This is a genomic window from Paraglaciecola sp. (genome assembly GCF_039964565.1).
Taxonomy (GTDB): Bacteria; Pseudomonadota; Gammaproteobacteria; order Enterobacterales; family Alteromonadaceae; genus Paraglaciecola.
In genome coordinates, this window is record NZ_JBDVXF010000012.1 from 123,509 (window position 1) to 150,343 (window position 26,835).

General features: G+C 40.9%; 19 protein-coding genes, 3 tRNA genes and 1 pseudogene. 19 read left to right on the plus strand and 4 right to left on the minus strand.

Annotation, left to right across the window (positions count from 1 at the left end; all coding sequences use genetic code 11):
• Window positions 1-77: 77 nt before the first annotated feature.
• From ABJK37_RS06955 to ABJK37_RS06965, 3 genes are read left to right on the plus strand one after another with little or no spacing between them, the layout of a single operon-like run.
• Window positions 78-1,469 carry an SH3 domain-containing protein gene (locus tag ABJK37_RS06955; RefSeq protein WP_348351468.1) on the plus strand — a complete coding sequence of 464 codons (1,392 nt, stop codon included), beginning with the start codon at window positions 78-80 and terminating at the stop codon, window positions 1,467-1,469.
• 14 nt (window positions 1,470-1,483) lie between these two features.
• The gene (locus tag ABJK37_RS06960) at window positions 1,484-2,593 is read left to right on the plus strand and encodes a dipeptide epimerase (protein ID WP_348351470.1); all 1,110 of its coding nucleotides are present in this window, start codon (window positions 1,484-1,486) and stop codon (window positions 2,591-2,593) included.
• A complete protein-coding gene (locus ABJK37_RS06965; RefSeq protein ID WP_348351472.1) occupies window positions 2,590-3,360 on the plus strand; it encodes a hypothetical protein in 771 nt (256 codons plus the stop codon). Before ABJK37_RS06960 ends, ABJK37_RS06965 begins: the two co-directional genes overlap by 4 nt.
• Here ABJK37_RS06965 and ABJK37_RS06970 read toward each other — a convergent pair.
• The 3 genes from ABJK37_RS06970 to ABJK37_RS06980 all read right to left on the minus strand — a co-directional run bounded on the left by ABJK37_RS06970 (window position 3,357) and on the right by ABJK37_RS06980 (window position 7,391).
• Window positions 3,357-4,208 carry a MurR/RpiR family transcriptional regulator gene (locus tag ABJK37_RS06970; RefSeq protein ID WP_348351473.1) on the minus strand — a complete coding sequence of 284 codons (852 nt, stop codon included), beginning with the start codon at window positions 4,206-4,208 and terminating at the stop codon, window positions 3,357-3,359. The two genes, ABJK37_RS06965 and ABJK37_RS06970, sit on opposite strands and share 4 nt — an antisense overlap.
• A gap of 108 nt (window positions 4,209-4,316) precedes the next feature.
• Window positions 4,317-5,516, minus strand: a complete 1,200-nt coding sequence (locus tag ABJK37_RS06975) for a DUF5009 domain-containing protein (protein WP_348351475.1) — start codon at window positions 5,514-5,516, stop codon at window positions 4,317-4,319.
• Between the two features lie 9 nt (window positions 5,517-5,525).
• On the minus strand, window positions 5,526-7,391 hold the full coding sequence (locus tag ABJK37_RS06980) for a glycoside hydrolase family 3 N-terminal domain-containing protein (RefSeq protein ID WP_348351477.1): 1,866 nt from the start codon (window positions 7,389-7,391) through the stop codon (window positions 5,526-5,528).
• Between the two features lie 182 nt (window positions 7,392-7,573).
• Here ABJK37_RS06980 and ABJK37_RS06985 point away from each other — a divergent pair, with 182 nt between their 5' ends.
• The gene (locus tag ABJK37_RS06985; RefSeq protein ID WP_348351479.1) at window positions 7,574-8,623 is read left to right on the plus strand and encodes an LD-carboxypeptidase; all 1,050 of its coding nucleotides are present in this window, start codon (window positions 7,574-7,576) and stop codon (window positions 8,621-8,623) included.
• Window positions 8,624-8,734: 111 nt separating this feature from the next.
• On the opposite strand, the gene ABJK37_RS06990 is transcribed toward ABJK37_RS06985, so the two are convergent.
• Complete coding sequence (locus ABJK37_RS06990; RefSeq protein WP_348351481.1) at window positions 8,735-11,749, minus strand: TonB-dependent receptor; 3,015 nt, start codon at window positions 11,747-11,749, stop codon at window positions 8,735-8,737.
• A 415-nt stretch (window positions 11,750-12,164) separates the two neighbouring features.
• Here ABJK37_RS06990 and pbp4b point away from each other — a divergent pair, with 415 nt between their 5' ends.
• The 15 genes and pseudogenes from pbp4b to ABJK37_RS07065 all read left to right on the plus strand — a co-directional run bounded on the left by pbp4b (window position 12,165) and on the right by ABJK37_RS07065 (window position 26,779).
• Window positions 12,165-14,612, plus strand: a complete 2,448-nt coding sequence (gene pbp4b / locus ABJK37_RS06995; RefSeq protein WP_348351483.1) for a penicillin binding protein PBP4B — start codon at window positions 12,165-12,167, stop codon at window positions 14,610-14,612.
• A 215-nt stretch (window positions 14,613-14,827) separates the two neighbouring features.
• A complete protein-coding gene (locus ABJK37_RS07000; RefSeq protein WP_348351485.1) occupies window positions 14,828-16,414 on the plus strand; it encodes a sodium:solute symporter in 1,587 nt (528 codons plus the stop codon).
• Window positions 16,414-17,199: pseudogene (locus ABJK37_RS07005) on the plus strand (BadF/BadG/BcrA/BcrD ATPase family protein); the annotation flags it as partial. The gene ABJK37_RS07000 and the pseudogene ABJK37_RS07005, both read left to right, overlap by 1 nt.
• A gap of 114 nt (window positions 17,200-17,313) precedes the next feature.
• A complete protein-coding gene (gene murQ, locus ABJK37_RS07010; protein WP_348351604.1) occupies window positions 17,314-18,258 on the plus strand; it encodes an N-acetylmuramic acid 6-phosphate etherase in 945 nt (314 codons plus the stop codon).
• A gap of 44 nt (window positions 18,259-18,302) precedes the next feature.
• Window positions 18,303-19,526 carry a DUF1343 domain-containing protein gene (locus tag ABJK37_RS07015; RefSeq protein ID WP_348351487.1) on the plus strand — a complete coding sequence of 408 codons (1,224 nt, stop codon included), beginning with the start codon at window positions 18,303-18,305 and terminating at the stop codon, window positions 19,524-19,526.
• Between the two features lie 553 nt (window positions 19,527-20,079).
• Complete coding sequence (uvrY, locus tag ABJK37_RS07020; protein ID WP_348351489.1) at window positions 20,080-20,724, plus strand: UvrY/SirA/GacA family response regulator transcription factor; 645 nt, start codon at window positions 20,080-20,082, stop codon at window positions 20,722-20,724.
• Window positions 20,725-20,737: 13 nt separating this feature from the next.
• Window positions 20,738-22,570 (plus strand): excinuclease ABC subunit UvrC, encoded by a 1,833-nt coding sequence (uvrC, locus tag ABJK37_RS07025; RefSeq protein WP_348351491.1) that lies wholly within the window; start codon window positions 20,738-20,740, stop codon window positions 22,568-22,570.
• A 79-nt stretch (window positions 22,571-22,649) separates the two neighbouring features.
• Complete coding sequence (gene pgsA, locus ABJK37_RS07030) at window positions 22,650-23,213, plus strand: CDP-diacylglycerol--glycerol-3-phosphate 3-phosphatidyltransferase (protein ID WP_348351493.1); 564 nt, start codon at window positions 22,650-22,652, stop codon at window positions 23,211-23,213.
• 204 nt (window positions 23,214-23,417) lie between these two features.
• Window positions 23,418-23,492: transfer RNA gene (locus ABJK37_RS07035), tRNA-Gly, on the plus strand.
• 68 nt (window positions 23,493-23,560) lie between these two features.
• A tRNA-Cys gene (locus ABJK37_RS07040) sits at window positions 23,561-23,634 on the plus strand.
• A gap of 46 nt (window positions 23,635-23,680) precedes the next feature.
• Window positions 23,681-23,767 (plus strand) — tRNA-Leu (locus tag ABJK37_RS07045).
• A 160-nt stretch (window positions 23,768-23,927) separates the two neighbouring features.
• Window positions 23,928-25,193: an integrase arm-type DNA-binding domain-containing protein gene (locus ABJK37_RS07050; RefSeq protein ID WP_348351495.1), complete on the plus strand. Its 1,266-nt coding sequence runs from the start codon at window positions 23,928-23,930 to the stop codon at window positions 25,191-25,193.
• Window positions 25,193-26,146 carry a hypothetical protein gene (locus ABJK37_RS07055; RefSeq protein ID WP_348351496.1) on the plus strand — a complete coding sequence of 318 codons (954 nt, stop codon included), beginning with the start codon at window positions 25,193-25,195 and terminating at the stop codon, window positions 26,144-26,146. The genes ABJK37_RS07050 and ABJK37_RS07055 overlap by 1 nt, the downstream gene beginning before the upstream one ends.
• A 111-nt stretch (window positions 26,147-26,257) precedes the next feature.
• Window positions 26,258-26,470 (plus strand): AlpA family phage regulatory protein, encoded by a 213-nt coding sequence (locus ABJK37_RS07060; protein ID WP_348351498.1) that lies wholly within the window; start codon window positions 26,258-26,260, stop codon window positions 26,468-26,470.
• Between the two features lie 9 nt (window positions 26,471-26,479).
• On the plus strand, window positions 26,480-26,779 hold the full coding sequence (locus ABJK37_RS07065; protein WP_348351500.1) for a hypothetical protein: 300 nt from the start codon (window positions 26,480-26,482) through the stop codon (window positions 26,777-26,779).
• Window positions 26,780-26,835 lie beyond the last annotated feature (56 nt).

The window sequence follows — 26,835 nt, forward strand, 5'->3', positions numbered from 1 at the left end:
CAGTGGTTGCGACTAAAAAGCCAATGTCAAAGGGTGTGTTTGGAATGATTAAAGAATGAATACTAGAGGAAAATTTAATGAGGTATATATTTGTGAGTCTGATGGCGCTGAGCAGCTTGTTCGTGTGTGCTGAAGAATCAGCGACATGGCGTTCTGACGTGATAGGAGTTGAGTATGCTCATATGTCACCTGCCCACTGGTTAAATAAACTTAAAACCCCTAAAAAAGTGTTAATGCAGCCAAGTGAAATTGCTCAGTTCAATAAGCAGCTTGTAGAAACTAACACTCATATTGTCGACCCACTGAGTACTCCAAAACAATTCAGTCAAAAAGCGCTGCTTAAGAAGATTGAAGCCACAAGTAAGGTTCCCAGCAGCGCTCGATTTTATGCTGACGGCACTAAACTAGGCGCAGAAGATTTCGACAAATATACCGCGAACCTCAATAAAAATGGGTTGAAATTAGTCAATGATGTTAAGTACGCCATGGTGGTTTCGAGGGCGGTCATGCGCGCGTTTCCTACTTATGATCGCGTGTTTAATCAGCAAATGGATACTGATTTGGATCGCTTTCAAGAAACCGGTGTTTTTCCAGGTGATGCCTTAGCTGTGTTGCACGAAAGTGCTGATAAACAATGGTACTTGGCGCAACATTATCACTATTTAGCGTGGATCCCGAAAAAAGCGGTCGCTATCGGAAACCAAGAGCAAATCCTTGGGTTTCGTGACGCAGAGTCTTTTGTGGTCGTCACCGGAAGTAAAGTCACCACCAATTACGTACCCAACCAGCCAAAAATTTCCGAAGTGCAGTTAGATATGGGATTACGTTTACCTTTAGTTTCGCTATCAAAAACGGTCAATCAAATTCATGGGCAAAACCCATATGCATCCTATGTGGTTTCTTTGCCCGTCAGAGAAGATGATGGAAGTTTGAGTTTTAGTCAGGCGTTGATTGCACGGCATCATGATATACATGAAGGTTATTTACCCATGACTAACGAAAATATCATTGCCCAAGGATTTAAATTTTTAGGAGAGCGTTATGGTTGGGGGCATGATTACAATGCCCGGGATTGTACAGGCTTTATTGGTGAGATATTTAAAACATTTGGTTTAATAATGCCGCGTAATTCTGGTCAGCAAGGCGCAGGTAAGTACGGTATCAATACGCGGTTTAGTAAGGGGCAATCTGGTTCAACTAAAATGCCAAGAGTCAATCAAATGCAAGTAGGCGATTTAATTTATATCCCAGGTCACGTCATGATGTATATAGGTGAGGAAGGTGGTAAACCTTATGTTATTCATGATGTTAAGGGGCTAGGCTACAATGACGCCCAAGGTAAGTTTTACAAGGGCACCTTAAATGGTGTGTCGGTAACGCCTTTATTACCGTTGCAGCTTTCAGCGAAAACCAGTTATTTAGATCGTGTTTATAACATTAAGCGTGTTCGTCTTAATCCAGGCAACTAACTCTGAGGTCATCAATGAAAATTAGTCAAATTCGTTTCGCTAAGCTAGTGGTACCACTTATCACTCCCTTTAAAACGGCGATGCGCACTGTGAATAATATCGAAGATGTAGTGGTGATCATTGAAACCGAGTGTGGGCAAATCGGATATGGAGCGGCCCCTTCTACACCGGTGATCACCGGTGATACTCATGGTTCTATTATTTATGCCATCAATCACGACATCGAGCCGCAAATTGTGGGCATGGAGATTGAAGCGCTTAATCAAATATTGCAGCGTGTCCACGGCGCCATGGTTAACAACCATAGCGCCAAAGCAGCAGTAGAAATTGCGATATACGATTTATGGTCAAAGTGGTTAGATAAACCTTTATACAAAGCCCTAGGAGGCGGCAGTTCACAACTTCAAACTGACGTCACCATCAGTGTGGATGACATTGATAAAATGCTTAAAGATTGCCAGTTAGCGATTCATCAAGGTTTTGACATACTAAAAATTAAGATTGGTAAAGATATTCATATGGATATTGAGCGTGTTAAAGCCATTTATCAGGCCGTGGGACACCAAGCGCAGCTGCGATTAGATGTTAATCAAGGTTGGACTGCAAAGCAAACCGTCTTTGCTCTTGGGCAATTAGAGCAATCAGGGGTGCAATTAGAGTTGATTGAACAACCTGTGCATGCCAATGATATTGCGGGTATGCGATACGTCACTCAACATGTCTCAACACCGGTAATGGCAGATGAAAGTGCTTTTTCACCGAAACAAGTCATTGAGCTAATTCAAACAGGGGCCGCTGATATTATTAATATTAAGCTGATGAAAACTGCTGGTTTGAGTCATGCCATTAAAATTGCAGACATTGCCAGTGTATATAATGTTGAATGTATGATTGGCTGTATGCTTGAAGGCAGTATTGGGGTCGCTGCAGCAGCACATTTAGCCAGTGCGAAGGCAAATATTATCAACAAAATTGATCTTGATGGACCGGCATTGGGTCAGTTTGATCCAGTGCAAGGTGGTGTAAATTTTAATGGTGCAACCATCTCTTTAGGGCAAGGTGCTGGTTTAGGCATCGAATCCATTGCACAGTTGCAACCTTTAGTGAACGGAGTGTGGGAATGATTAAGCGTACTGTAATTTTAATAGCCATGATGTTGTTGGCTGTGGCCAAGGTAAGCGCAGAAGGTAACAATATGTCTGAACAAGGGGAGTTTTTAGCTGATCCACAAGTGAAGCAAGTTGTTATGGTCATTTCTGATGATTGGAATGCGAAGATGGCGCAGCTCTATCGTTTTGAAAAGCACCAAGGTGAGTGGCAAACTATTGGTGAAACGGTTCCTGTCAATCTAGGTAGAACGGGGTTGGCTTGGGGGATTGGCCTGCACCCTAAACAAAACGGATATCACAAAAAAGAAGGTGATGGTAAAGCGCCAGCAGGCATATTTCACTTTGGCACCGCCTTTGGCTATTTACCTGAGGTGGCGACTAATATGCCCTATTCACAAATGCAATCGAGTAGCTATTGCATTGATGTCAACGCATCTCCTTTGTATAACCAAATAGTCGATCAAAAAGTGGTAGGCGAGTCTGCAACAAAAGGTTCTAGCGAAGCCATGCGTCGTGACCTGTTTAGTAACGACGATTTATATAAAAAGGGATTAGTGATCAACCACAACCCTGATAACATATCTGGGGCTGGCAGCTGCATTTTTGTACATTTATGGCGAGGCCCAGAAAGTCCCACTGCGGGATGTACCTCAATGCAAGAAAACCAAATAGATTCATTGTTGAGTTGGCTCGATCAAAGTCAACAACCGCGCTATGTTGCTTTACCAAAAAATGAGTATCTAGCAAAACAAAAATCTTGGGGACTGCCTAAGTTACCTTAGGCGTCTTGATTGCGATAACCACTTACCGCTTCGTTGGTTTTTTCAAGTAACTTACGGCCTTGTCGAGATGACTGGGTTATCGCAATAAACAAAATATCAATTACAAACTCTTGTGCAGTTCGCGCCAAAATAGATGACAAACGGTGAGATTCATCTTCTGCTACAGAATATAATTTTACGTCTGCTTGGTCAGAAACAGGGGTATCGCCGTACTTAGTCACACTGATAACCTGGCTGCCACTTTTCTTGGCTTGCAGCACCACTTGTTCGACTTCGCGCGTTTTACCTGATTCACTGATAGCAAATACAAGATCATCTTTACCAAAGGTTGCCACATAGGCTAATTGGGCATGACCATCGGGTTCAGCAATTGCCGACATGCCCAACTTTTGAAGCTTATAGGAAAAGTCTTTGCCTACTAATGCCGAACCGCCTAAACCAGAAATTAAAATTCGCTTGGCCGATTTAAGCAGTTTAACTGCATTTTCGAAGGCTTCCGCTTCATTTAAGTTCTTAGTTTCTGTGAGAACTGCCATTTTACTAATCAGTAACTTTTCAGCAATTTCAGATAGGCTATCACTTAAGGTGATTTTTCCATGTAAAAGTGGTTCGCCACCTTTATCATTTAAGGCATCAATTACCGCTAACTTAAAGGCTGGATAACCCTTGTATCCCAATTTTTGCGTAAATTTCACCACACTGGATTGACTAATACTCGCGACTCTTGCGAGTTCGCTTGAGGATAAATCACGGATCGCATTCGGTGAGTTTAACGTAAAGTCGGCTAACTTAGTTTCACTGCGTGAAAGTGAGCCGCGAATGGCTTTGATTTTTGTAAATGTTGACATCTTGTCCCTAAACGTAATTATTATTATATTTGTAATAAATTATTCGAAACTTTATAGCATTAAATATCAATTTGTTTCCAGTAACTTTGTGCATTTATGGCAATTTATTTACACTTTCCAAAAAATACTCTTACGATACATCCATAACATCACTAAATAGGAAATAACCAAAAAGCTAATAGCAAATCCAAGAGACCCATTTATGTTGCCTAATAACGGTTGATATAGGGTTTGGTAGAGCCAACCTTTTAAACTGGTTTCAGCCACCGGTATCATGATTAATATTCGCGCAACTATTCCGGCAAACATAAAAAACGCGATACTATTTGCACCAAAAACGATAAAGGGGGCAGTCCAATTTTTATTTTCTCGTACGTCAATGATCCACAAGAGTATTCCTAGTGCGACACAGGCATAACCGCTCGAAAGTAATACGTAACTAGACGTCCAAAGAGCCTTGTTGATAGGGAAATAAAGCCCTGACACTTCACCTAAGACTACAAACAACAATCCAATAGCGACTAATACCTTGGATTTAAATTGTGTGGCTTTTGTGGTCAACATTAACCATTGACCTACCACTATTCCCGATAGACAAGTAGCGATTGCGGGTAGGGTGCTCAGCAGCCCTTCAGGATCGAAAGCAAATGGAGTGGCTTGGCCATAATATAAATGTTTATTTGGAAAAACAGCGTCATCTAGCCATGCACTTAGGCTATTACCGTATTCTAGCAGGCCAGTGTAGACGGTGCCGCTTGAATCAGAGTAGGGGATAAATATTAAGGCTAGCCAATAGGCAATTAAAATTCCTACAAAACCCAATACACGGGCTAGGGTATTGCAATACAAGGCCACTATTACACAGACAAAATAAACCAAACCTATCCGTTGTAATACCCCCATAAACCGCATTGCGCTTAATCGTTGCTCAAACCAATTGTAATCTGGCTGGGTAAAATTGTAGTAAAACAGCGCCAAAAACCATCCTAAAAGGATCAGTTTTATCATTCTAACGGCAGCATGTTTAATTATCTGCGACTTTGCTGTGCTACTAGTCAGTTGACGAGTTGTTGAGATATGAATTGAAATACCGACAATAAATACAAAAAACGGAAAGATCAGATCGGTTATGGTCCATCCATGCCAATTTGCGTGTTTTAAGGGGCTATAAATATGCGACCAACTACCAGGATTATTGACTAAAATCATCGCTGTAATAGTAATGCCCCGCAATGCATCGATTGCTAATAAACGGTGCTTGGGCAGCTGACTAATAATACTTTCACAGTGTTGTACAATAGCGCGCATATTTATTCCTTAGTGGATAGTCACCGGAAGTTTACCCGTTGGCTGTAACTTTCCTGTGAGGATATCGGCTATCGCATTAAACGACGCACCGCCGTATTCGGTGATATATCTACCATAATCGTCAACATAGCTGTTAGGGTGCAGGTTATAGGCAAAGGTCGCCAAAATAGCGTCAGAAAACGGGGCATATTCGGATACGTTATAAGGGGTGCGTAAACTAATAAACAACGTTTTTTTATTTAAGACTTTGGCTTGTTGAGTTAACGACAGTAACATCTGTGATTGAGTTGCTTGGGAAGGGCGTTGTTGCCAACGGGTGATGTCATCCATCCCCCCAAGTTCAACCATACTTTGCCGTGGCGAGATATCAGCAGAGATCACTAAGTCGGCGTTACTGCTGTTATTGATTTGATTTAAGTCTGTGGCACTTGCCATACTGGTGCAGCTAATCGATAAATCAGCGCGGCGATTTTTTAACGCCAAGGTAAGCGCCATACATTTCGCTTTATCGGGCATATTCATATGAATGTTCTTAACTTTATCCGATAACGGGAACACACCGTCATTTTTAATACTGACCACCGCAGCGTCCGCTAATTGTTGTTCAATATCACGGTGCGCTTTATTACCTAAGATATTGGCGGCCACCTCACTGGCTTGACTGACATCATCAGGGATCAGCTTTTGAATATCAAAATCATTACGCAACTGTTGTATTCGTGCCACAGATTGTGACATTTCTCGTTGCTTTAAACGCCCTGATTGTATGGCGTAACTCACATCGCGTATTAGACGTTTTAATTTTTTAAAATCTTTAGGAGATCTAATAGGCATAGGCATTAACGCGATATCCGCACCCGCGCTAAACGTTTGGATAACTGCTTCAGTTTGATCAAAATAGTGCGCTATGCCAGCCATATTTAAAGCGTCGGTAACAATCACCCCTTTAAACCCCATTTTTTGACGTAACTGCTCAGTGAGTATTTTTCGTGACATAGTGGCTGGTAATATAGTGCTACTGCCGTCTTTGGCTTTAAATTCAGTGGCATCCAATTGTGGATATTGAATATGTGCGGTCATGATCATTCCAGGCGCACCATTGTCAATAGCGTGTTGGAAGGGTTTAAGGTCAACTTGGGTAATGGTTTCTATGTCATGATCAACACGCGGAAGTCCGGTATGGCTATCAACACTGGTATCACCGTGTCCGGGGAAGTGCTTCATTGCCGCTATTACGCCTTGAGCTTGCATCGCGTTTACTTGCGCTAATCCTAACTCAGCCACTTGTTGCGCCGATTCACCAAATGAACGCACATTGATCACCGGATTTTCTGGATTAACGTTGACGTCAACCGTTGGCGCAAAATTAACGTTTATGCCTAACGCAGCCAGCTCTTTGCCAATTATCGCCCCAGATTGTGTTGCGAAAAATGTGCCGTGTTTATCAGCTGTGGAACCAATGGCCATATTGCCACTGAAACCTGTGCCTAGATGTTTTGGCAAGCGCATCACACGGCCACCTTCTTGATCGACTGCAATCAACAACTTAGGATGACCTTTTGCTGTGGCGGCTTGTTGAAGATCTTTATTCAATGCCACCATCTGCGGGATATCTTGCAGATTTTCGGCAAATAAAATGACGCCGCCGACACCAGTATCTGCGATGACGTTTGATAATTCTTTTGGTAGCTTAGTCACGGCGTTAGTGCAGTGTTTTCCTTCCGCTATTTCGTCGCAAAAATAGCGAATATCAATCATTAATTTTTGCGCAACTAACTGTTGTAGCTTGGGATCAAGCGGTTTAACTGTTGCACAAGAAGCAGTGAGGAAAACAAGCCCCAATATCCAGCAATGTTTTCGTGAAAAATTCCCCATCTAAGATCCTTAAGTACAAAGTTAATGTCTGTTAGTTAATAGCAATAATGTACCTAACTGCAATATAAAATGATAGTTAGATTATTACTAATTTAAAAAATAATAAGAATTATTTATTACTGAGCTGGTTGTCATTTATACTATTCGCAACCAGACATCTTAATACATAGTAGGAGCCAGAAATGGATCGCAGAACCTTTGTTAAAGCCTCGAGTTTAGGCGTGTTACTCAGTCAATCATCACTTTTAGCAGCAAAAGACCTTAACAGTAACGAAAACGGGGTTGTTTTTCCGAAACGACTTAAACCGGGTGACACTATTGTGTTGGTTGCGCCTGCTGGTGCTTTAGATCAAAAAGTAGAATTGGATATTGCAGTGGAGTCTTTTCAAGCCATGGGATTAAAAGTGCAAGTGGGTAAGCATGTGCTGGATCGAGATGGTTACTTTGCTGGCAAAGACGCCGATAGGGCGGCTGACATAAATAATGCTTTTGCCGATCCTAACATCAAAGGCCTGTTTGCAATAAGGGGTGGGTGGGGATGTAATCGCATTTTGCCCTTTCTTGATTTCGACTTAATTGCTCAAAATCCGAAAATTTTGTTTGGTTATAGCGATATTACGACACTGCTAAATAGTCTATTTCAACGTACTGGATTGGTTTCTTTTCATGGGCCTGTTGGGGTGTCTTATTGGGGGCAAGATCAAGCGCAGCAAATGCGTCAAATGATTTTTGAAGGAGGCAAGTTTACGATTAAAAACCCCGAAAAGAGAGATGACAAAGCTCTCACCCAGCGCAGAAACCGTATTCAAGTCATCAACTCTGGTAGCGTTGAAGGTCGCTTGATTGGTGGCAATTTAACGGTATTAACAAGTATGGTCGGTACTCCCTATTTGCCAGATATGCAGGGGAAAATACTGTTCTTGGAAGATGTTGGTGAATCTATTTATCGAATAGACCGTTATTTATCTACCCTGCAGTTGGCCGGAAAACTTCAAGAACTGTCTGGTGTTGCCTTTGGGCAATGTACTGACTGTGATCCTGAAAAGGGTTATGGGGGGTTTACGCTGTTACAAATTTTAGAGCACTATTTTAAGCCATTAGGTATTCCTGCCTTCATGGGGGGGCAGTTTGGTCATGTGCGAGATAATAATATTTTACCTGTAGGTGTTAAGGTTGAATTGAATGCTGATCTAGGTAGCCTAAGATTGTTAGAATCACCAGTAAGTATGTGATCCTGTGATCTAGGCTGACACATTTCACTTTTATTATTACAAAAAAAAATCCTCACAATTGTGAGGATTTTTTATTGCTATCAATTTGATAGCTGAATGACTAAATCAGCATTAGTAATCAATACTGACCGACAATTGCACTCTTCGAGGATTGATTAGGCTACGTGCTTCACCAAAGTTATCGCTACCAACAATAGGGTTGTAGTTATATCCCGTTTGATTATCGAAGACATTGTAAATTTCAGCATTGAAATTTAATTTTAAATCATCCGTTAGCTGAAAACTTTGTGCGTAATTTAAATCAACCTGCCAATGACTAGATTCACGGCGGCTACCAGCATGTTCAGCATAACGAATAGTATCGCTAGAGTAGCCATAAACAGAGCCATCCCATGCTTCCCAAACATCACCCGATTGGAAAACAAAGTTAAAGCCGATGTCAGCATTCCAATCAGTTGTATAGTAACCCAAGGCTTTTAACACGTGGGGTTTATCACCATTTAGCGTACCGTACTTACCATCCCACAACATACGACCGGCACCGTCACCTAAGTTAGATGAGCCGATAAACAGGTTGCCGTCAGAATTAGTACTAGTGATATCTTGGTCGTAATTACCGTAGTAATGGCTCCATACATAAGAGACATTTAGATAGGTATTGTCACCCACATATTCGCCTTCAATGCTCCACTCATAATAAGTGTTTTCAGAACCATCCAATTCAGCGATGACATAAGAAGAGCCACCTACTTCAGCGCGATAAGCGTCTAGATCTTCAATATATAAACCATTTGCAGCGGCTTTGTCAGGCACACCACCAAACGGACTTTCGTAATCACCTAACAAACGAAGGTTATTTGGCACATCTTCCCAAGCATGAAACGCTTTACGTTGTCTTACGTGAGTTCGTAGCAATAACTCGTTAGAAATGGATTTGGTTAAACCAATAGTGATTTCATCGGTACGTCTTGCTTTTAAGTCATCCTGGAAGAACTTACCCGAAGAGCCTGAAGCTGGCGAATCACTCAGATAATTACCGTCTTGATCAAAAAACACTTGCATGGTTTTCTGAGTATTACGCGCCCATGATGCCGCACGTGCCAGTGAAGACGCTTCTGGATTATAACTTGCAAAGTTTGCAAAAACCGTACTGCCTTCTTCATAATTCCAAGTGAAGCCTAAACGAGGTTGGATCATGTCCAAAAAGTCCAGTTCATACATTTCATACTTATGACCCGGCGCTAATTCGTAACCAGAGACATTGTTGGAGTTAGCTTTTAAGCCTTGTCCGTACAAAGTATCGTTACTAAACATGACCCCTAAGTTATAAACAAAATCACCATGAGTAATTTCATCGTTGAATTCAATGTTAATGCTTTCAGAGGAAGAAACGATAGGCGGCACTACACTACCTGAGTCAGTTTCTAAACTCATTTGTTGAACGGTTGCTTGATAATAAACTGGTACGGTACCGTCATAGTTGTCAGGTGTTTCTCCACCAATAAAACTGATGCTACCCCAACCATTAGAAAGACGTGACAATACTTCTTCACCTTCTTTCCATTGCACACCAACATGAATGTTGTGGTAACTGTCACCAATTTCCATTTCGTGATCTAGTTTAATTTCAAAACTAGTACGACTCCAGTCTTGGTTGTTAATGGTAGAGCCAACGCCTACTGAACCACCGGCTACTAATTCGCCATCATCACCTATATATCCATATTGTTGGATAAGTGGCAATGCCGCCGCGTTGTCATAATCTGGATTATCTTCATCGAACTTAGGAACATTAAATAAACCTAATGTATCAAGTCGTGTTAAATCTAAAGAATCACCAATACGTGGGCTCACGTCGGGTACTAAATTATCAGGCGCGCCAGCTGAATCATATTCAAAGGTGTTGTATTGAAAGCTCAAAACAGTTTCGTCGCTGATAAGGTAAGAACCATCAAAGGTAAAGATATCTTGGTCAGTTACACTACCTAAGGATGTTGAATCAGCATCATACGCACCAACAGATGCACCTTTATCAACTCTTTCAGAAGTACGTAAACTTGCGTTAAGTAATAGTTCATCGGTAGGAGCCCATGTAAGTTTTCCGTAATATTCGTCACGCACACTGCTGTAATCTTTGACTGGCCCTCGGCCATTTTCTTTATTGGGTGTTTCTGTTTCAGGGCGATAATAAGACCCATAGAAAAATAGCTCATCTTTAATCAAGGGCCCACTGATACTTGTGGTGATCCACGTTTTATCGGTTTCGTAACTTTCGCCAGTGGTATTGTCTTTATCAGCATAAAGGCTTTTAGGCTGTATTTGATATTTTACGTTGGCGTGAAACTCATTAGTACCAGACTTAGACAAGGTGTTAATAGCCAAACCACCAGCACGGTTGAATTTAGTGGCTTTAGCACCGCCTCGGTCTATGGTCACACTGCCGATATCATGGGTAGAAGGCTCAGATGCCAAGTTACCAAACATGGGCAATGATAAATCTACTCCATCAAATCCGTAAGTGTTATCACGACCCGAACCACCAGCTGATGGTCCCAACGTGCCATATTCTGAATATTGTACACCCGGGATAACCGCTAATAAATCACGATAGTTTTGACCGGTAGGTATTTTCTCAATGACGTCTTTGCCTAACGAATTAGTTAAAGAGGCATTACCTTCACGAATAATTTTAGACGAAGTGATATAAATGACTTCAGTATTATCTACAGGAGTATCGTTTAGCGTAATACTCACGTTAGAGGTTTGTTCTAAGAAAACTTCAGTGGTTGTTTCGCGCACTGTACCGTCGGCCGAGGTAAAGGTTATTGTGTATTTACCTGGTAACAAAGCTGGCAGTGTATAACTACCATTTGCTTTAGTGATAGCGGTACGAGGTTTCGGCATAACACTACTGGTGGCGGTAACTGTTACACCTTCAACAGAAACTCCTGCTACTTCAGTGCTTACTTGACCTTTGATGCTACCAGCTTGTTGCGCCATAACCGGTGAACTCATTAATGCCCCTGTTAGTAACAGAGCTGAGATAGAAGCAACCGGAGTCCTTAGTGTTTTACTGACAGCCTGATGAAGGTGCCGTTTTATGAAATTTTTGTGTTGTGTTGACATGTATTCTCACCTGTTTTTATTTATTGATAATAAGTGACATTGCTACTAAGAGTTCTGGTACAAACATTCTTGTAAGACTGATGACTTCGAGCAGAACACCTAATGTTTACCAAATTATGGGTTATCACGTCAAGAATAAAATTTTCTTTTTATTCCAATATTTTGTAATAATTTACCTTTTTTAGTAGTAGTGTTATAAAATTCCAAATATTACAGTAACGTACAGTCCCCGTTTTTGTTTGCTTTGGTCCGATTGGCGCTAAATTTTTTGAGTTTTACCCTTGAATCATTTGCGTTAGGTTCATTTAATTTTGTTACGAGTATAGAAGATAGTTATTCGTTAATGGTAGTTTAATCAAAGTTAAATTATTCAAGAATACAAACCAAAACTGTTAATTATTATCAAGGTGAGTTTATGCAATGGCATTGGAAAAAAATATTGGTACATGTTGGTCTTGGGACTTCATTGCTAAGTTGTAGTTTGCTTCCGATTGAACAAATGCAATCTCACAACTATAGTCATCGTGTAAAATTCCTAGTCATGCATTTCACTGCCATCGATTACGAAAAATCAGTTACCGCCTTGGTCGATGAAGGTGGCTTGAGCTCTCATTATTTAATTCCCGAACGTTTTGATACGTCTTACCCTGACGATAAATTAAAAATTTTGCAGTTGGTTGATGAGAACGAAAGAGCGTGGCATGCCGGAAGCAGTTTTTGGCAAGGACGTGAAGAGCTCAATGATCAATCTATTGGCATTGAAATAGTCAACGTCCCTACTTGTAAGCGAGCAAAAACCACTAGCAATACTTCTAAGACTGAACATGGTGTGAACAGGCTGTGTTTGTTCCCCGATTATGACCCTAAACAAATTGAATTGTTGATTGAATTATCCAAGCAGATTCTTGAGCGTAACCCTGATATTAGTCCGACTGGCATAGTTGGGCATTCAGATATTGCACCGAGTCGAAAAAATGATCCCGGCCCGCGTTTTCCCTGGTATCAACTCTATAAAGCTGGAATTGGTGCTTGGTACGATAACGACACGATTAACCATTATTGGCAGATGTTCAATGACGCTCCACCAAGTTTGACGCTGGTGCAGCGAGCACTGCGTGTATACGGATATGGTATTACTGAAACAGGGCAGCTTGATCAATCTACTTTGGATACTGTTTCTGCATTTCAAATGCATTTTTTACCATGGACAGTTACCGGTCAGCCCGACAGTAAAACAGCTGCGGCGCTATTTGCTTTAGTAGACAAATATTTCCCAAATAAACTGCAGGGGTTAATGGCGCGGTACCAAAAAGAAAAAATTGTTAAACCTGATACAGTGGTGAATTTGAGTCATGGCCAGATAGATAAAGTATTTCCAGAAGTGGACCGCAGTAGTCGTCAGTGGGTCAACGACCGAGCCTTATTTAAAGCGTACAAGGGCAGGGGGGAGATCATCATTGATAATGTTGATGCAGAGTCAGCTGATATTTTTGTCAATGGTCAAAAACTTAATATAACGCAACCCTTTAAACCTTATCAACGCTATCAATATAGTTTGTCACGTCGCACTCGAAACGGTGAAAATACCCTAAGAGTTGAAAATATCTTGCCTGAAGATGGCAGTCTTAACATTAAGATCCCTTACCCTAGATTGATAGATGCAAGCGCCAAAAATACCACGCGGTTTTCTGAGGTAGATGAGCTGATTAATGAAGATATTAAACAAGGCTTTCCAGGTGCGGTTTTAATGGTGATTAAGGATGGAAAAATTCTTAAACATAGCGCCTATGGCGTAGCCCGGAAATATGCCGATGGCGGAGCGTTATTGACACAAGCTGTGCCAATGACCACAGATACAATATTTGATTTAGCTTCAAACACTAAGATGTTTGCCACTAACTTAGCCTTAATGAAGTTAATGAGTGAACAAAAACTGGATGTGACTAAGCCGGTTGGTTTTTATTTACCAGAATACCGAGGACAAGGCCGTGAAACACGCTTGGTAGAAGACTTACTGACACATACCGCTGGCTATGCGCCGCAAGTCCGTTTTTTTACCAAAGACAATAATCTAGGCCCTAACTTTTACTCACAAAATACCGAACGTACTAAACGATTGTTATTGACCAAAGTGCCTTTTACTGCGGCACGAAATGCTAAACGTATGTATAGCGACACCGATTATATGTTGTTGGGAATGTTAGTTGAACGCATTACTGGTACATCGCTGGATACCTATGTTGAACAGCAAATTTATCGACCTCTTGGTATAACTCATACTGTGTTTAATCCTCTGCAAAAAGGCTTTAGTAAGCAACAATTTGCTGCCACTGAAATTCATGGAACCAGTCGCGGAAAGCGCGTCGAGCATGACAATATTCGTACTTACGTGCTACAAGGTGAAGTACATGATGAAAAGGCTTTTTATTCCTTAGGAGGCGTTGCTGGGCACGCTGGGCTTTTTTCTACTGCTAAAGAAATAGGCGTCTTGACGCAATTATTGTTAAACCGTGGTGGATACGGTGAAAAACAAGTGGTTAAACAAGGAGTATTAGATCTCTTTGTCAAACCCGATGAAGGGGATGGGACCTTTGGTTTAGGCTGGAGACGCGCTAGTAACGGAAATCTAAAATGGCATTTTGGGCCTTACGCAAGCCCTTCTGCGTATGGGCATACAGGTTGGACAGGCACGGTCACGGTAATTGACCCGCAACATGATCTAGCCATTATTCTGCTGACTAATGCCCGTCATTCTCAAATTGAGGGCGATGATAAACATTATGAATTTTCGGGTAAAAAATTCGAAACGGGCAAATATGGCAGTGTGGTTTCTTTGGTTTACGAAGCCGTATTAAATAAATAAGTAGTGGAATAAGCGCTTTTTATCTTTGGATCGATGGTTGATTTTGAGGATAACTAAGCATCTAAAACCTGATATTTATTGATGTAAACGAGAGTTATTCATTAAATAAATTATTATTAATTTGCATCTTTTTGTGAATTGTATATTCTAATTGGGGTGCAAATTTTGGCATTGGACATCATTGTTAAGAATAATTTTAAATAAGGCGAGTGTTTATGGGAGCACAGTTTGCTCTGGCTGATTGGATTGTATTTGCAAGTTACGTAGGGTTACTTTTGATTACCGGTTGGTATTTCAATCGTCAGAAGTCTGCCAATACGCAAGATTACTTTTTAGGCGGTAACCAAATGCCAGTTTGGTTGGTCGCTATTTCTGTGTTGGCTACATCGCAATCCGCTGCTACCTTTTTAGGCGGCCCAGACCAAGGCTATCGCTCTGACCTGTCTTATTTGGCAACCAATGTTGGGGCATTTATCGCCGCTATTTTGGTGATGCGTTATTTTATCCCTCGATTTTATGAAAACAAAGTGTCAACTGTTTATGAATTGCTAGAAAGTCAATTTGGTGAATCAGCCAAAAAACAGGCTGGATGTTTATATTTATTTGGCAGAATATTTGCCAGTGGTGCGCGTCTGTATATGGCTGCAATTGCAGTTTCAATGATTTTGTTCGGTGATATTGCCGCTGCTAGTGTTATTTCCGCTACCGCTATATTAGTGGCTGTAGGACTTGGGTATTCAGTTATTGGTGGCATCAGGACCGTTATTTACAGTGATGTGATCCAATGTGTGGTTTATGTCACCGCTGCATTTTTAGTGATTTATTTCTTATTGGTTTCAATTCCTGCTGATTTCGGGGAAATTTGGGCGGTTCTAGATAACCCAGGTGTGGATGAAAAGTCTAAGTTGACCATATTTAATTGGGACCTTGATTTTAGTTCGGCGGGTGTATTTAACATGTGGTCAGCACTGACTGGATTTGTATTATTAAATATTGCCGCTTTTGGTCTAGACCAAGATATGACCCAGCGCGTTTTAACCTGTAAGAATGCCAAAGAAGGTGGGCGCTCTTTGTTGTTGTCAGTGGTGTTAGTGATCCCCGTGATGTTGTTGTTTATCGCCATTGGTCTATTGCTTTATGTGTTTTACCAGCGCCCTGATTTGATGTTGGGCGGTGAGGCTGGGGCGGTTAATCAGACTTTTTCGGGTGAAAAAGTTACGATTTTTATGTACTACGTTCTTAATGAGATGCCAGCCGGAGTCCGGGGTTTTGTGACTATTGGTGTTATTGCCGCTGCGCTTTCAACATTAAATTCAGGATTGAATTCAATGGCTTCAGTATTAGTGCAGGATATTTATCGCCCGTGGACTTTAAAACGAAAAAAACGCCATTCAGACAAACATTTTGTGCGGGCAGGGCAAGTTGCCATGGCTACAGTTGCATTCGTCTTGGGGGCAATGGCCATTCTTTGTTATTTTTGGCAACAATTTAGTGATACGCCTTTGCTAGCGTTTGCTTTAAGCGTAATGGTGTTTTCTTATAGTGGACTGTTGGGAGTATTTGCAGCAGCTATATTCACTAAACGAGGCAACCAACAAACGGTTTTGTGGGCATTAATATGTGGTTTTTGTGTCCCATTAATTTTTCAACCTTATATTATTCAGTCAGTTTTGCCTGCACAGCATCATTTTGATTTGGGTTTTACTTGGCAGTTATGTATTGGAACCTTTATTTCATTTTTAGTGTGTATTTCAGGGAAGAATAAATCAAATGAACAGCAACTCTCTAAGGTGATCATATAATGTCTTGTCAATATATTATAGGTGTCGATGGTGGCGGTACTAAAACTTATGGTCGTATTGAAAATTTGCAAAACGGCGAACAGTTTGAAGTAAAAGGTGGACCGTCTTCGTTAACCAACGACTTTGAGTCTGCTAGCGAGACCATTATCTCAATTTTGTTGCAACTGATGACGGCTTTTGACTGCAAGGCTGAACAGGTGTCTGTGGTTATTGGAGTGGCAGGCGGAGGCGTTGAACATCAAGCCGAAAAGCTACAGCATGTTATTCCAATCTCGTTCGGGGCATTAACCGTTTGCAATGATGCGAAAACTTCTTTATATGGAGCGAATCACGCCGCTCCGGTTTCTGTTGTCGCCCTTGGTACAGGGTCGGTAGGGGCGCGTTTAGATGCCGACTATAATGAGTTTTATTATGGCGGTTGGGGGTTCCCTATTGGCGATCACGGTGGGGGGGCGCAATTAGGTTTCTCAGCGGTACAAAGCCTATTAGATGATTATGATAATGACGGTAAACCCACCAGCCTGTTATCGCAGCAGGTGTTATTGCATATAGGTAAAACACCAGAGGATGTAGCCAATTGGTTGCGTAAAGCGTCTCCTAAAATGTTTGCTGAAATGTGCCCAATAGTGTTCAATTTGGCTGATAGCTGTGACGCGGCTAGGCATGTTATCAACAAACACGCCCAAGCATGTGAATCGCTAATTTTAAGCACGAGAAAAGACTCATTATCTCCCGTTGTATTGTTGGGTGGTTTAGCGCAGCCTACACTTAAGTATTTGTCGCCTGATATTGCCAAGTATTGTGTTTTATCGTCAGGTACTGCCCTAGACGGCGCTTGCATATTGGCAAAAAAGAATATTGATAAAGTACAGTCAAAAACAGACAACGAGCAAAGCGGATTGTCGAATCAATTTACAAAAGAAAGTGATTATTCTCTGTTAAATCAATTGGATAGTATGGTATCTGAGGGGCGTAATCCAGATACCATGGATATTGATTTGATGGACAGCAAACAAATCCTTAGGCAAATTAATAATGAGGACCGAAAAGTCCCTTTAGCGATAGAAAATTGTATTGAGCCCATTAGTGAAGCCGTTGAAGTGGTTGTGGAAGCGTTTAAGGTTGGTGGCCGGCTTGTCTATATCGGTGCTGGCACCAGTGGACGGTTAGGGATCTTAGATGCGGTTGAATGTCCACCAACCTTTAGTATTCCTTCAGAACAGGTAGTTGGGCTAATCGCAGGTGGCAATAAAGCGATTTTTAAAGCGGTTGAAGGAGCAGAAGATGATCCTCAAATGGGCATTGATGATCTTAAGCACATTCAATTTTCAGCCAAAGATGTATTAGTGGGTATTGCCGCAAGTGGCCGCACCCCCTATGTGATTGGTTCATTGGACTACGCCAAAAGCTTAGGGGCGAAAACCGTAAGTTTGAGTTGTAACCCAGGTTCTGAGATAGACAAACATGCCGACATTGCTATTTGCCCCGTAGTAGGCCCAGAGGTTTTAACAGGCTCTACTCGAATGAAATCCGGTACTGCACAAAAGTTAGTGTTAAATATGATCACTACCGCCAGTATGATCCGCTCAGGTAAAAGTTATGAAAATTTGATGGTTGATGTCAGTGCTAGTAATAAGAAATTACATATGCGAGCAATTCGTATAGTGATGCAAGCAACACAGGTTGACGCCTATACCGCCGAACAAGCGTTGAAGAAAACTAATTTTATGGTAAAGCTATCTATCTTGCATATTTTAACGGGTGTTGATCCGCATCTAGGACGAAAAATATTGCAACAAAATGACGGTTTTCTGCGTCGTTCTGTGGCAGCGTTAAATACCTAGAATGATTGCGATAAATTTACCTATATTCAAAAACGAGTATGAACATGAATCAACAGTGTGTAGCATCCAAAATTATCACCCTTAAGTCCGCTCTATTGGTTATTACACTCTGGTGTTTAACCCAAAGCACCGATGTTATCGCCAAAGCCATTGATGCATCTCAAGTGGGAGCGGCCCAAACTGCTGCATATTTCCCGCAGCTAAAGGGTAAACGAATTGGTGTGGTGGTTAATCAGACCTCAACTATTGGACAGGTGCATATTGTTGATTTTTTACGAAAGCACAATTTCAACGTAACAACTATTTTTGCACCAGAACATGGTTTTCGTGGAAATCACGGTGCCGGTGAGATTGTGAAATCAAGTGTTGATCCGGTGACGGGAATTAAAATCGTATCAATTTATGGTAAAAATAAAAAACCAACAGACGAAATCATGTCGCAACTCGATGTGGTTATTTTTGATATTCAAGATGTGGGAGTGCGTTTTTATACTTATATAAGTTCGATGCATTATATGATGCAGGCTGCTTCAGAAAACACGGTGGAATTTTTAGTACTAGATCGCCCCAATCCTAATATCGCCTATGTCGATGGTCCTATTCTTGAAGAAGCGTTTCGTTCATTTGTAGGCATGCATCCCATTCCTCTTAGTCACGGTATGACGGTGGGAGAATTAGCGCTGATGATCCTCGGTGAAGGCTGGTTGAGTATCCATTCAACACGCCCCGACTTTAACTATGCCTTAGAATTAACAGTTGTGCCGGTGAATGACTATGAAAGAAAAGACAGCTACACATTACCGATTGCACCTAGCCCTAACTTGCCTAACGCCCAAGCCATCGCTCTGTACCCGTCTCTGTGTTTATTTGAGGCGACACCTGTAAGCATCGGTAGGGGAACACCGTTCCCATTTCAAGTAGTGGGTCATGATAACGTCAATATTGGACATTTTCAGTTTACGCCTATTCCTATTAGTGGTGTAACAAACAATCCGAAACTACAAGGTGTTAAGGTTACTGGCCAAGACCTTAGAACTGCCAGTATTCATGGTTTTGATTTAAATGTCTTTTATCAATGGTTTCAGGCGTTTAAACAGCAAGACACAACGTTTTTTGAACGTGCGTCATTTATGGACAAGTTAAGTGGTACAGATAAGCTTAGAAAAGCCATGCTAGCAGGTCAGTCACTGCAAACCATTCAATATTCTTGGCAAGCAGACTTAGTCTCTTTTAAGCAGCAAAGGGCGCCGTATTTGTTATATAAGTAATATTTGGCGAACTAATTTCTTCAACGTATAAACAAATACAGTGCGACTGTTTGTGGTCGCAATAGATTTACAGCTACTATTGTGAATAATGGCTGATGTGGGATTATTTTCGTCTAAATTGCGGCTAAAAATAGATAAGATCCGCAAAAACTCCTTTCAAACTGCTCTTCGGTTATATTTCTTTAAGTGTCTGTCTGGTTAAAAGTTAGCCTAACAAAGATAGATATCACTAGTTTCAGTATGGTTTTGCGATGTAATCCTTTATGCTCTGGTTTATAGATAGTATTGTTCACATATAAATATGCTCCTGCTCAAAGGAAAAACCAAACAATCTGATATTGAAAAAACCGTCACTGAGATGCCAGTTAGCTGTCGTTGTGGAGGCAAGCCCACTAAACCTTTGGCAATTGCTAACTGTCAAAATAGATGGGTGATTCGATGCCAGATTAAACCGTGTTATGCGTATAATATTGGGCAAGGATTGGCTGACACGATCCAAGGTTGGAATAGACTCAGTACACATTTTTACCGTTAGAATTAAAGAGATCTTACCTTGATTAAATTGTTATTAGTTGATGACCATGAATTAGTCAGAACCGGTATTCGCCGTATTTTAGAAGACGTAGATAACTTTAATGTTGTGGGCGAGGCCACTAATGGTGAAGATGCGGTTAAGTTTTGTCGCAATAATGCACCAGACATAGTGTTGATGGATATGAGCATGCCCGGTATTGGGGGCTTGGAAGCCACTAAACAAATTCTACGATTTTCTGAAAATACCCGAGTCATAGTGTTATCGGTACACAAAGAAAACCCTATTCCTGCGAAAGTGATGCAAATGGGGGCGTTCGGTTATTTGACTAAAGACTCTGATCCACAAGAAATGATCAAAGCCATCTATAAAGTGGCAGCGGGTCAAAAGTATGTGTCCCCTGATATCGCTCAACAGATTGCTTTAGGGCAGCTTAATTTAAACGATAGTAATCCTTTTGATCAATTGTCAGAGCGTGAGCTTGAAATTACCTTAATGTTAACTAAAGGCGCCAAAGTGCCAGATATTGCTGTATCTCTGAATATCAGCGCTAAAACCGTGAATACGTATCGATATCGAATGTTTGAAAAACTCAAGGTGAGTACTGACGTAGAACTGACCCATCTAGCGTTAAGAAACAAACTAATTTCGTCAGATCATTTGTAAATAACCTACGGTAATGAGTATTAGTTCAGACGAATTATTTGATCACCAAGCCTTTCTTAAAAACCTGACGAATCAGCCAGGTGTTTACCGCATGTATAATCACAACGAAGATGTGATTTATGTAGGCAAAGCCAAAAATCTTAAAAAACGAGTGGCGAGTTATTTTCGTAGTAACCTCGACAGTATTAAAACACGATCTCTGGTCAAACAAATCCGCAATATGGATGTCACTGTAGTTCACAGTGAAGCTGAAGCGTTTATTCTTGAAAACAACTACATAAAGAAATACAAACCCCGTTACAACGTATTACTAAGGGATGATAAGTCTTATCCGTTTATATTTCTGTCTGATCATGTTCATCCTCGATTGAGTAATCACCGTGGCCCCAAAAAACTCAAAGGCGAGTACTTTGGGCCTTATCCCAGTGCTTGGGCAGTGCGTGAGAGTTTAAGCACTATGCAGCGCTTGTTTCCTATTCGTCAATGTGAAGACAGCTATTACCGAGCACGTACTCGACCTTGTTTGCAATATCAATTACAACGCTGTGCAGGACCTTGTGTTGAGGGGTTAGTCAGTGATGAGGAATATTCACAACAAGTGCAATATGCGCGTTTATTTTTAAAAGGCAAAAATAAACAGGTGATTGACTCTTTGGTCACGAAAATGGAACAAGCCAGTAGCGAACTTAGGTTTGAAGCTGCGGCGCGTTACCGTGACCAAATTGGTGCATTGAATAAGGTGCAAGAGCAACAGTGGGTCAGTGGTAATCAACAAGAAATGGACGTGTTTGGTTTTGCGTATCGCAATGGCATCGCCAGTATTCAAGGCATGTTTATACGCGACAATAAGCTACTTGGAAGCAAAAGTTTTCATCCCAAAGTCCCCGCAGAGTCAAGTGATGTAGAAGTGTTTCAATCTTTTATCTTACAGTTCTATCTTGCTGGCAATAAAATCATTCCACAGCAAATAGTGATCCCATGTGAATTAGATGAACAATCTGCTATTGAGGCATTGTTAACAAAAGAAGCGGGTCGTAAAATTCAATTTTATAAAGGTGTACGCGACGAAAAACGTCGTTATCTTGACCTAGCTAACACTAATGCTGAAACCGCTTTAGAATCAAAACAGAGTCACCAAAAGTCGGTATTTGCACGCTATATCGAATTAGAACAAATTTTGGAATTTGACCAGCCTATACAACGTATGGAGTGTTTTGATATCAGCCACACGTCTGGACAACAAACTGTGGCATCATGTGTGGTGTTCAATAGGGAAGGGCCTTATAAAACCGATTACCGACGCTACAATATTGAGGGAATTACCCCAGGGGACGACTACGCTGCTATGGCGCAAGCACTTGAGCGACGTTATCGAGATGTGAAAGATCCTAGTAAAATCCCAGATATTCTATTTATTGACGGTGGTAAAGGGCAACTCACCCAAGCCGAGACTTATTTCGATGATTGGAAACAGGCAAAAAAGCCAACTTTGATAGGTGTTGCTAAAGGTACTAGTCGCAAGGCCGGTTTAGAAACCCTTATTATGGCAGGCAGTCGAGCCACTATTCCCATGGCAGCAGACTGCGCAGCGCTACATTTAATACAACATATTCGTGATGAGGCGCACCGATTTGCGATAGCAGGGCACAGGCAAAGGCGTAAAAAAGAGAAAAACACCTCTAAGTTGCAGTCTATTCCCGGAGTTGGGGCAAAACGAAGACAGAGTCTTCTGAAGTATATGGGAGGATTACATGGTGTATTGCAAGCAAGTAAAGGTGAAATTGCCAATGTGCCAGGGATTAGCGAAGAGTTAGCTGAGACTATTTACGATCATATTCACAATTGAGCTTTGAAATAATCCGCAGCATGTGGGTTAATAGTCTCGATTTAGAACCTCAACCGATTACAGGAAATACAAAGATTAAATGTGGACTATTCCTAATATCATTACCATTGTCAGAGTGTTGCTTATACCCGTATTTGTCGTTGTCTATTTTTTAGAATGGAAATGGGCACATCAAGCGGGAGCATTTGTTTTCTGGTTTGCTGCAATAACCGATTGGTTTGACGGCTACCTTGCTAGAAAGTTGAACCAAACCACTGCATTTGGCGCGTTTTTGGACCCAGTAGCCGACAAGTTAATTGTCGCCGCTGCATTGTTACTTATTACCCATAGTTATGACGATATTTGGATAACCGTTCCTGCCATATTATTGATGTCGCGGGAAATTTATATTTCCGCCCTTCGAGAATGGATGGGTCAACAAGGCAAACAAGATCTTGTTAAAGTGTCATTTGCGGGTAAAGCGAAAACCATGGCGCAAATGTTAGCGTTAATTGGTTTGTTGTCAGAAATGGAATATTTTATGGGGATCAGAATTTATTGGGTGTCTTTGGGATATATTTTATTATATTTTGCGGCAGTGCTGTCTTTTTGGTCAATGCTGGTTTACACCAAAGCGGCTTGGGACGACCAAAAAAATGCGTAGTTCGACGTTAATTATTGTGGTTTTGATTAAAATTAGCGCGTTTATGTCAAAATTCAATCAGTCAGTTCAAAAACCTAATTTTTATTGTTGACACATAATACTTTGAATGTAGAATGCAGCCTCAGTTTTAGGGAGTCAGGCGAAACACTAGCAAGACAACTTAAATATGAAACAAGTTAGCAATAACTTAAAGATGTAAAAAGTGCGGGAATAGCTCAGTGGTAGAGCACAACCTTGCCAAGGTTGGGGTCGCGAGTTCGAATCTCGTTTCCCGCTCCAAGTTCTTTTTTATTGAAGAATTTGTGTAAAATAGAGATAATTATTTTACAACACGTATATAGCGGAATGGCGGAATGGCAGAATGGCTATGCAGCGGATTGCAAATCCGTGTATCTCGGTTCGACTCCGGGTTCCGCCTCCATGTACGTTAGCAATACCAGCTTGTAGTAATACAAGTACCTCTCGATGCCCGGGTGGTGAAATTGGTAGACACAAGGGATTTAAAATCCCTCGTTCGTAAGGACGTGCCGGTTCAAGTCCGGCCCTGGGCACCATTTATTTATTTCATACGTTCCATTATATCCCAAACTCCTTATTTCATATGGCTTTAAGGTGCTTTTGCGATTCCGTCACATTCCATACGTTCCTTGATATCCCAATGCGCAGGGGGTATTTTAGGGGGTATTGCTGGTTTGGTCGACTTGGATACCCCCAATGGCACGGAATGAAACAAACAAACTAAATGACAGACTTGTTAAAGCTGCAAAGCCTAAAGACAAACAATACCGCCTTCCAGACGGTCGTGGTCTTTTCTTGCTAGTTAAGCCCAATGGCTCAAAACTATGGCGGTTAAAGTTTCGATATATCCCCAAGGGTGAAGACAAGCGAATTGAGGATGTATTGTCTTTTGGTGTTTACCCAGAAGTGTCGCTTAAGGAAGCCAGAGAGAAAACGGATGTTGCTAAAAAACAAATAGAGCAGGGCATTCACCCAAGAAAATTGGAAAAAGAACAAAAGTCTGAAGAATTACTGCTTAATAAAAAGTTATTTAAAAACGTAGCTGAAGAGTGGCTTAAAATAAATGAGGCTAAATGGAGCCCCACTCACTTTATTAGGCTAGAAGCCCGTATTCATAAAAACATATATCCTGCATTAGAAAATCGTTTGGTAGATGAAATTACCCCCAAAGATATAGTCGCCATTCTTCGATATATTGAAAGTCAAAATAAGCCTGAAGTTGCGAGTCGTGTTAAGCAGGATCTCAATAGAATTTTCAGGTATGCGGTGCAAACAGAACTAGCGCAATTCAATCCAGCGGCAGATATGAATGGTGTACTTGCTGTGCACAAAGCTAAGCACCACCCAGCTCTTAATTCAGCCCAGCTCCCTCAATTTTATAAAAGGCTTAATAACTACTCAACTAGGGCGAGAAAAATAACAGTATTGGCAATTCGATTTATGCTGCTGACATTTGTGCGAAATACCGAAATGAGAAAAGCCGAATGGTCAGAGTTGGATTTTGATAATTGTCTCTGGCATATACCAGGGGAGCGCATGAAAATGAAAAAACCTCACGTGGTTCCTCTTTGTTCTCACTCCTTAGCGTTACTTAAAGAACTTAAAACATTGTCAGGGCACTCATTGTATTTGTTCCCAGGTGATCACAATACTATGCAATGTATGAGCGATGTGACAATCAATAGAGCACTACAACGAATGGGCTATGACACAAAAACAGAGGTGACTACTCATGGCTTTAGGACGACGGCTAGTAGCTCATTAAATGAATCAGGTCTATGGAATGCAGATGCGATTGAACGCCAGCTCGCACATGAGGAAGCTAATAAGGTTAGGGCGGCATATATACACAAGGCAGAGTTCTTAGACGAACGAAGGAAAATGATGCAGTGGTGGGGAGATTACCTGCATTCTGTTGAACATGGGGATATTGTGCCAGCTAAGTTTAGAGCGGTGAGTTAATGAAAGATAAAAATTCATTATTCTGTGGTGCAGCTTCTAAGTTCCCAAATGCACTTAAAGATGAAATATATTCGTTGTATACCAGAAATATTTCTAACAGCGTAGAGAAGAATAGACTTCTTTTCAATGATTTCGCAGACGTTTTGAACGATAGCGAGTTTGTAAACATTATGTTGTCCTTTGTAGAGGAGGGTTGTAATCCGAATCTCGTTAAGAGCTCAGAGTATTCACATCTACTTGAGTTCCTTAAAATTGCTATAGCGAAATGGCCGCAAGCAGACCTTCAAGATAATGAGAAGAGAAAACTCAAAGAATATCAGGTTAAAGCGGCAAAGAAATTTTTGGGTGCTTTAAAAAAAGGTTTATATGATCCAAATTTGGCAGAGTTAGTTTCTATGGTCAGTACAAGTCCAGATATTGGACAACGTCGAATTTCAGAGTTGACCCAATTCAGAAAAGGCCAAGAAAATATGAGTGATAAATATAAACTTTATTGTGAGCAAAACGAGTGTGAAAGAGACTTTTACTCAACTGTAATAGCAAAATTTCAACCGTCTTTATCTGAATTATTAAATGGTTATATAACTGCTTTAAGCGAGGATTATCGTGAATCTGGAAATAGTTGTGAAGCTAAAGACGAAGAGTTTCTATGTGATACGCCCTTTAGCAAGTATGATCAAGTTGTTAATCGCGCTAAGCATGATGCTAGTTATCGACTAAATATGGCATATGATGCTACATCGAAAGCTTTTGATAGTTATAAAGAACATCTGATTTTCGAACGTAGACTGTTTTCTCATTGTGAGGCTGTTTTCGGTCGTATCCCAATTTGTGTCGAGGATTTTCATGATTGGATGTTTAATGCTGAAAAAACTAAATTTTCTACTGGTGACACTAGATCTTGGACGGATGCTAAAAGTGATTTTAATCGGTTCAAAAAACAATTTTTTTAGTCAAGGACATTTAAAAAAAAAGTTAATCACAGACGTCATTCTTAAAAAAGCACCTACGTCATATATTCCTTGGGCAGCAAACAGTTGCCAATAACCTTTGAGGAATATTAAATGAGACACATTCTAGATCCACAACAAAACCGATTAATCCGTAAACCTGAAGTCCTATCAATTACAGGACTTACTTCTTCATCCCTATACAGACTCATGGAACAGGGTGATTTCCCACAATCTATATCAATTTCAGAACGTTCAGTAGCTTGGAACGTATCTGACATTGATAGATGGGTTGAGACTCGAATCAATCTTTCAGAAATTGCGTAGGGGGATGCCATGATATTAAATTCTATGATTCAGTTAAAAAAAGTCTTACCTAACCATCATCGTGTTATTTTTGACAATGAACCTATAAGCCTTGTTCTTTATGGGGATGTTTGTAAGTTTAGTGAATATGATTCACTTGGCATATCTCAAATTTTGGCAAGTCTAGGTGATAATAAGGTCAATATAATTGAAGTGGAACAAGTCATCTATCTCTATGAAGAATTTGGAAAAGTTGATTTCATACTTCCGATTCCTGAATTACATGACTTTTTTCTAAAAAAGCCGTCACCTCGCCCTTCAAAAATTTAGAATTAAACCTCAAATTCTCCTGGAATTAATACTATTTTGACTCTAGGAGAGTTGAG

Coding starts and splice junctions, on each gene's coding strand:
- ABJK37_RS06955 (WP_348351468.1), top strand. CDS start 78: ATGAGGTATATATTTGTGAGTCTGATGGCGCTGAGCAGCTTGTTCGTG.
- ABJK37_RS06960 (WP_348351470.1), top strand. CDS start 1,484: ATGAAAATTAGTCAAATTCGTTTCGCTAAGCTAGTGGTACCACTTATC.
- ABJK37_RS06965 (WP_348351472.1), top strand. CDS start 2,590: ATGATTAAGCGTACTGTAATTTTAATAGCCATGATGTTGTTGGCTGTG.
- ABJK37_RS06970 (WP_348351473.1), bottom strand. CDS start 4,208: ATGTCAACATTTACAAAAATCAAAGCCATTCGCGGCTCACTTTCACGC.
- ABJK37_RS06975 (WP_348351475.1), bottom strand. CDS start 5,516: ATGCGCGCTATTGTACAACACTGTGAAAGTATTATTAGTCAGCTGCCC.
- ABJK37_RS06980 (WP_348351477.1), bottom strand. CDS start 7,391: ATGGGGAATTTTTCACGAAAACATTGCTGGATATTGGGGCTTGTTTTC.
- ABJK37_RS06985 (WP_348351479.1), top strand. CDS start 7,574: ATGGATCGCAGAACCTTTGTTAAAGCCTCGAGTTTAGGCGTGTTACTC.
- ABJK37_RS06990 (WP_348351481.1), bottom strand. CDS start 11,749: ATGTCAACACAACACAAAAATTTCATAAAACGGCACCTTCATCAGGCT.
- pbp4b (WP_348351483.1), top strand. CDS start 12,165: ATGCAATGGCATTGGAAAAAAATATTGGTACATGTTGGTCTTGGGACT.
- ABJK37_RS07000 (WP_348351485.1), top strand. CDS start 14,828: ATGGGAGCACAGTTTGCTCTGGCTGATTGGATTGTATTTGCAAGTTAC.
- ABJK37_RS07015 (WP_348351487.1), top strand. CDS start 18,303: ATGAATCAACAGTGTGTAGCATCCAAAATTATCACCCTTAAGTCCGCT.
- uvrC (WP_348351491.1), top strand. CDS start 20,738: ATGAGTATTAGTTCAGACGAATTATTTGATCACCAAGCCTTTCTTAAA.
- pgsA (WP_348351493.1), top strand. CDS start 22,650: ATGTGGACTATTCCTAATATCATTACCATTGTCAGAGTGTTGCTTATA.
- ABJK37_RS07050 (WP_348351495.1), top strand. CDS start 23,928: ATGGCACGGAATGAAACAAACAAACTAAATGACAGACTTGTTAAAGCT.
- ABJK37_RS07055 (WP_348351496.1), top strand. CDS start 25,193: ATGAAAGATAAAAATTCATTATTCTGTGGTGCAGCTTCTAAGTTCCCA.
- ABJK37_RS07060 (WP_348351498.1), top strand. CDS start 26,258: ATGAGACACATTCTAGATCCACAACAAAACCGATTAATCCGTAAACCT.
- ABJK37_RS07065 (WP_348351500.1), top strand. CDS start 26,480: ATGATATTAAATTCTATGATTCAGTTAAAAAAAGTCTTACCTAACCAT.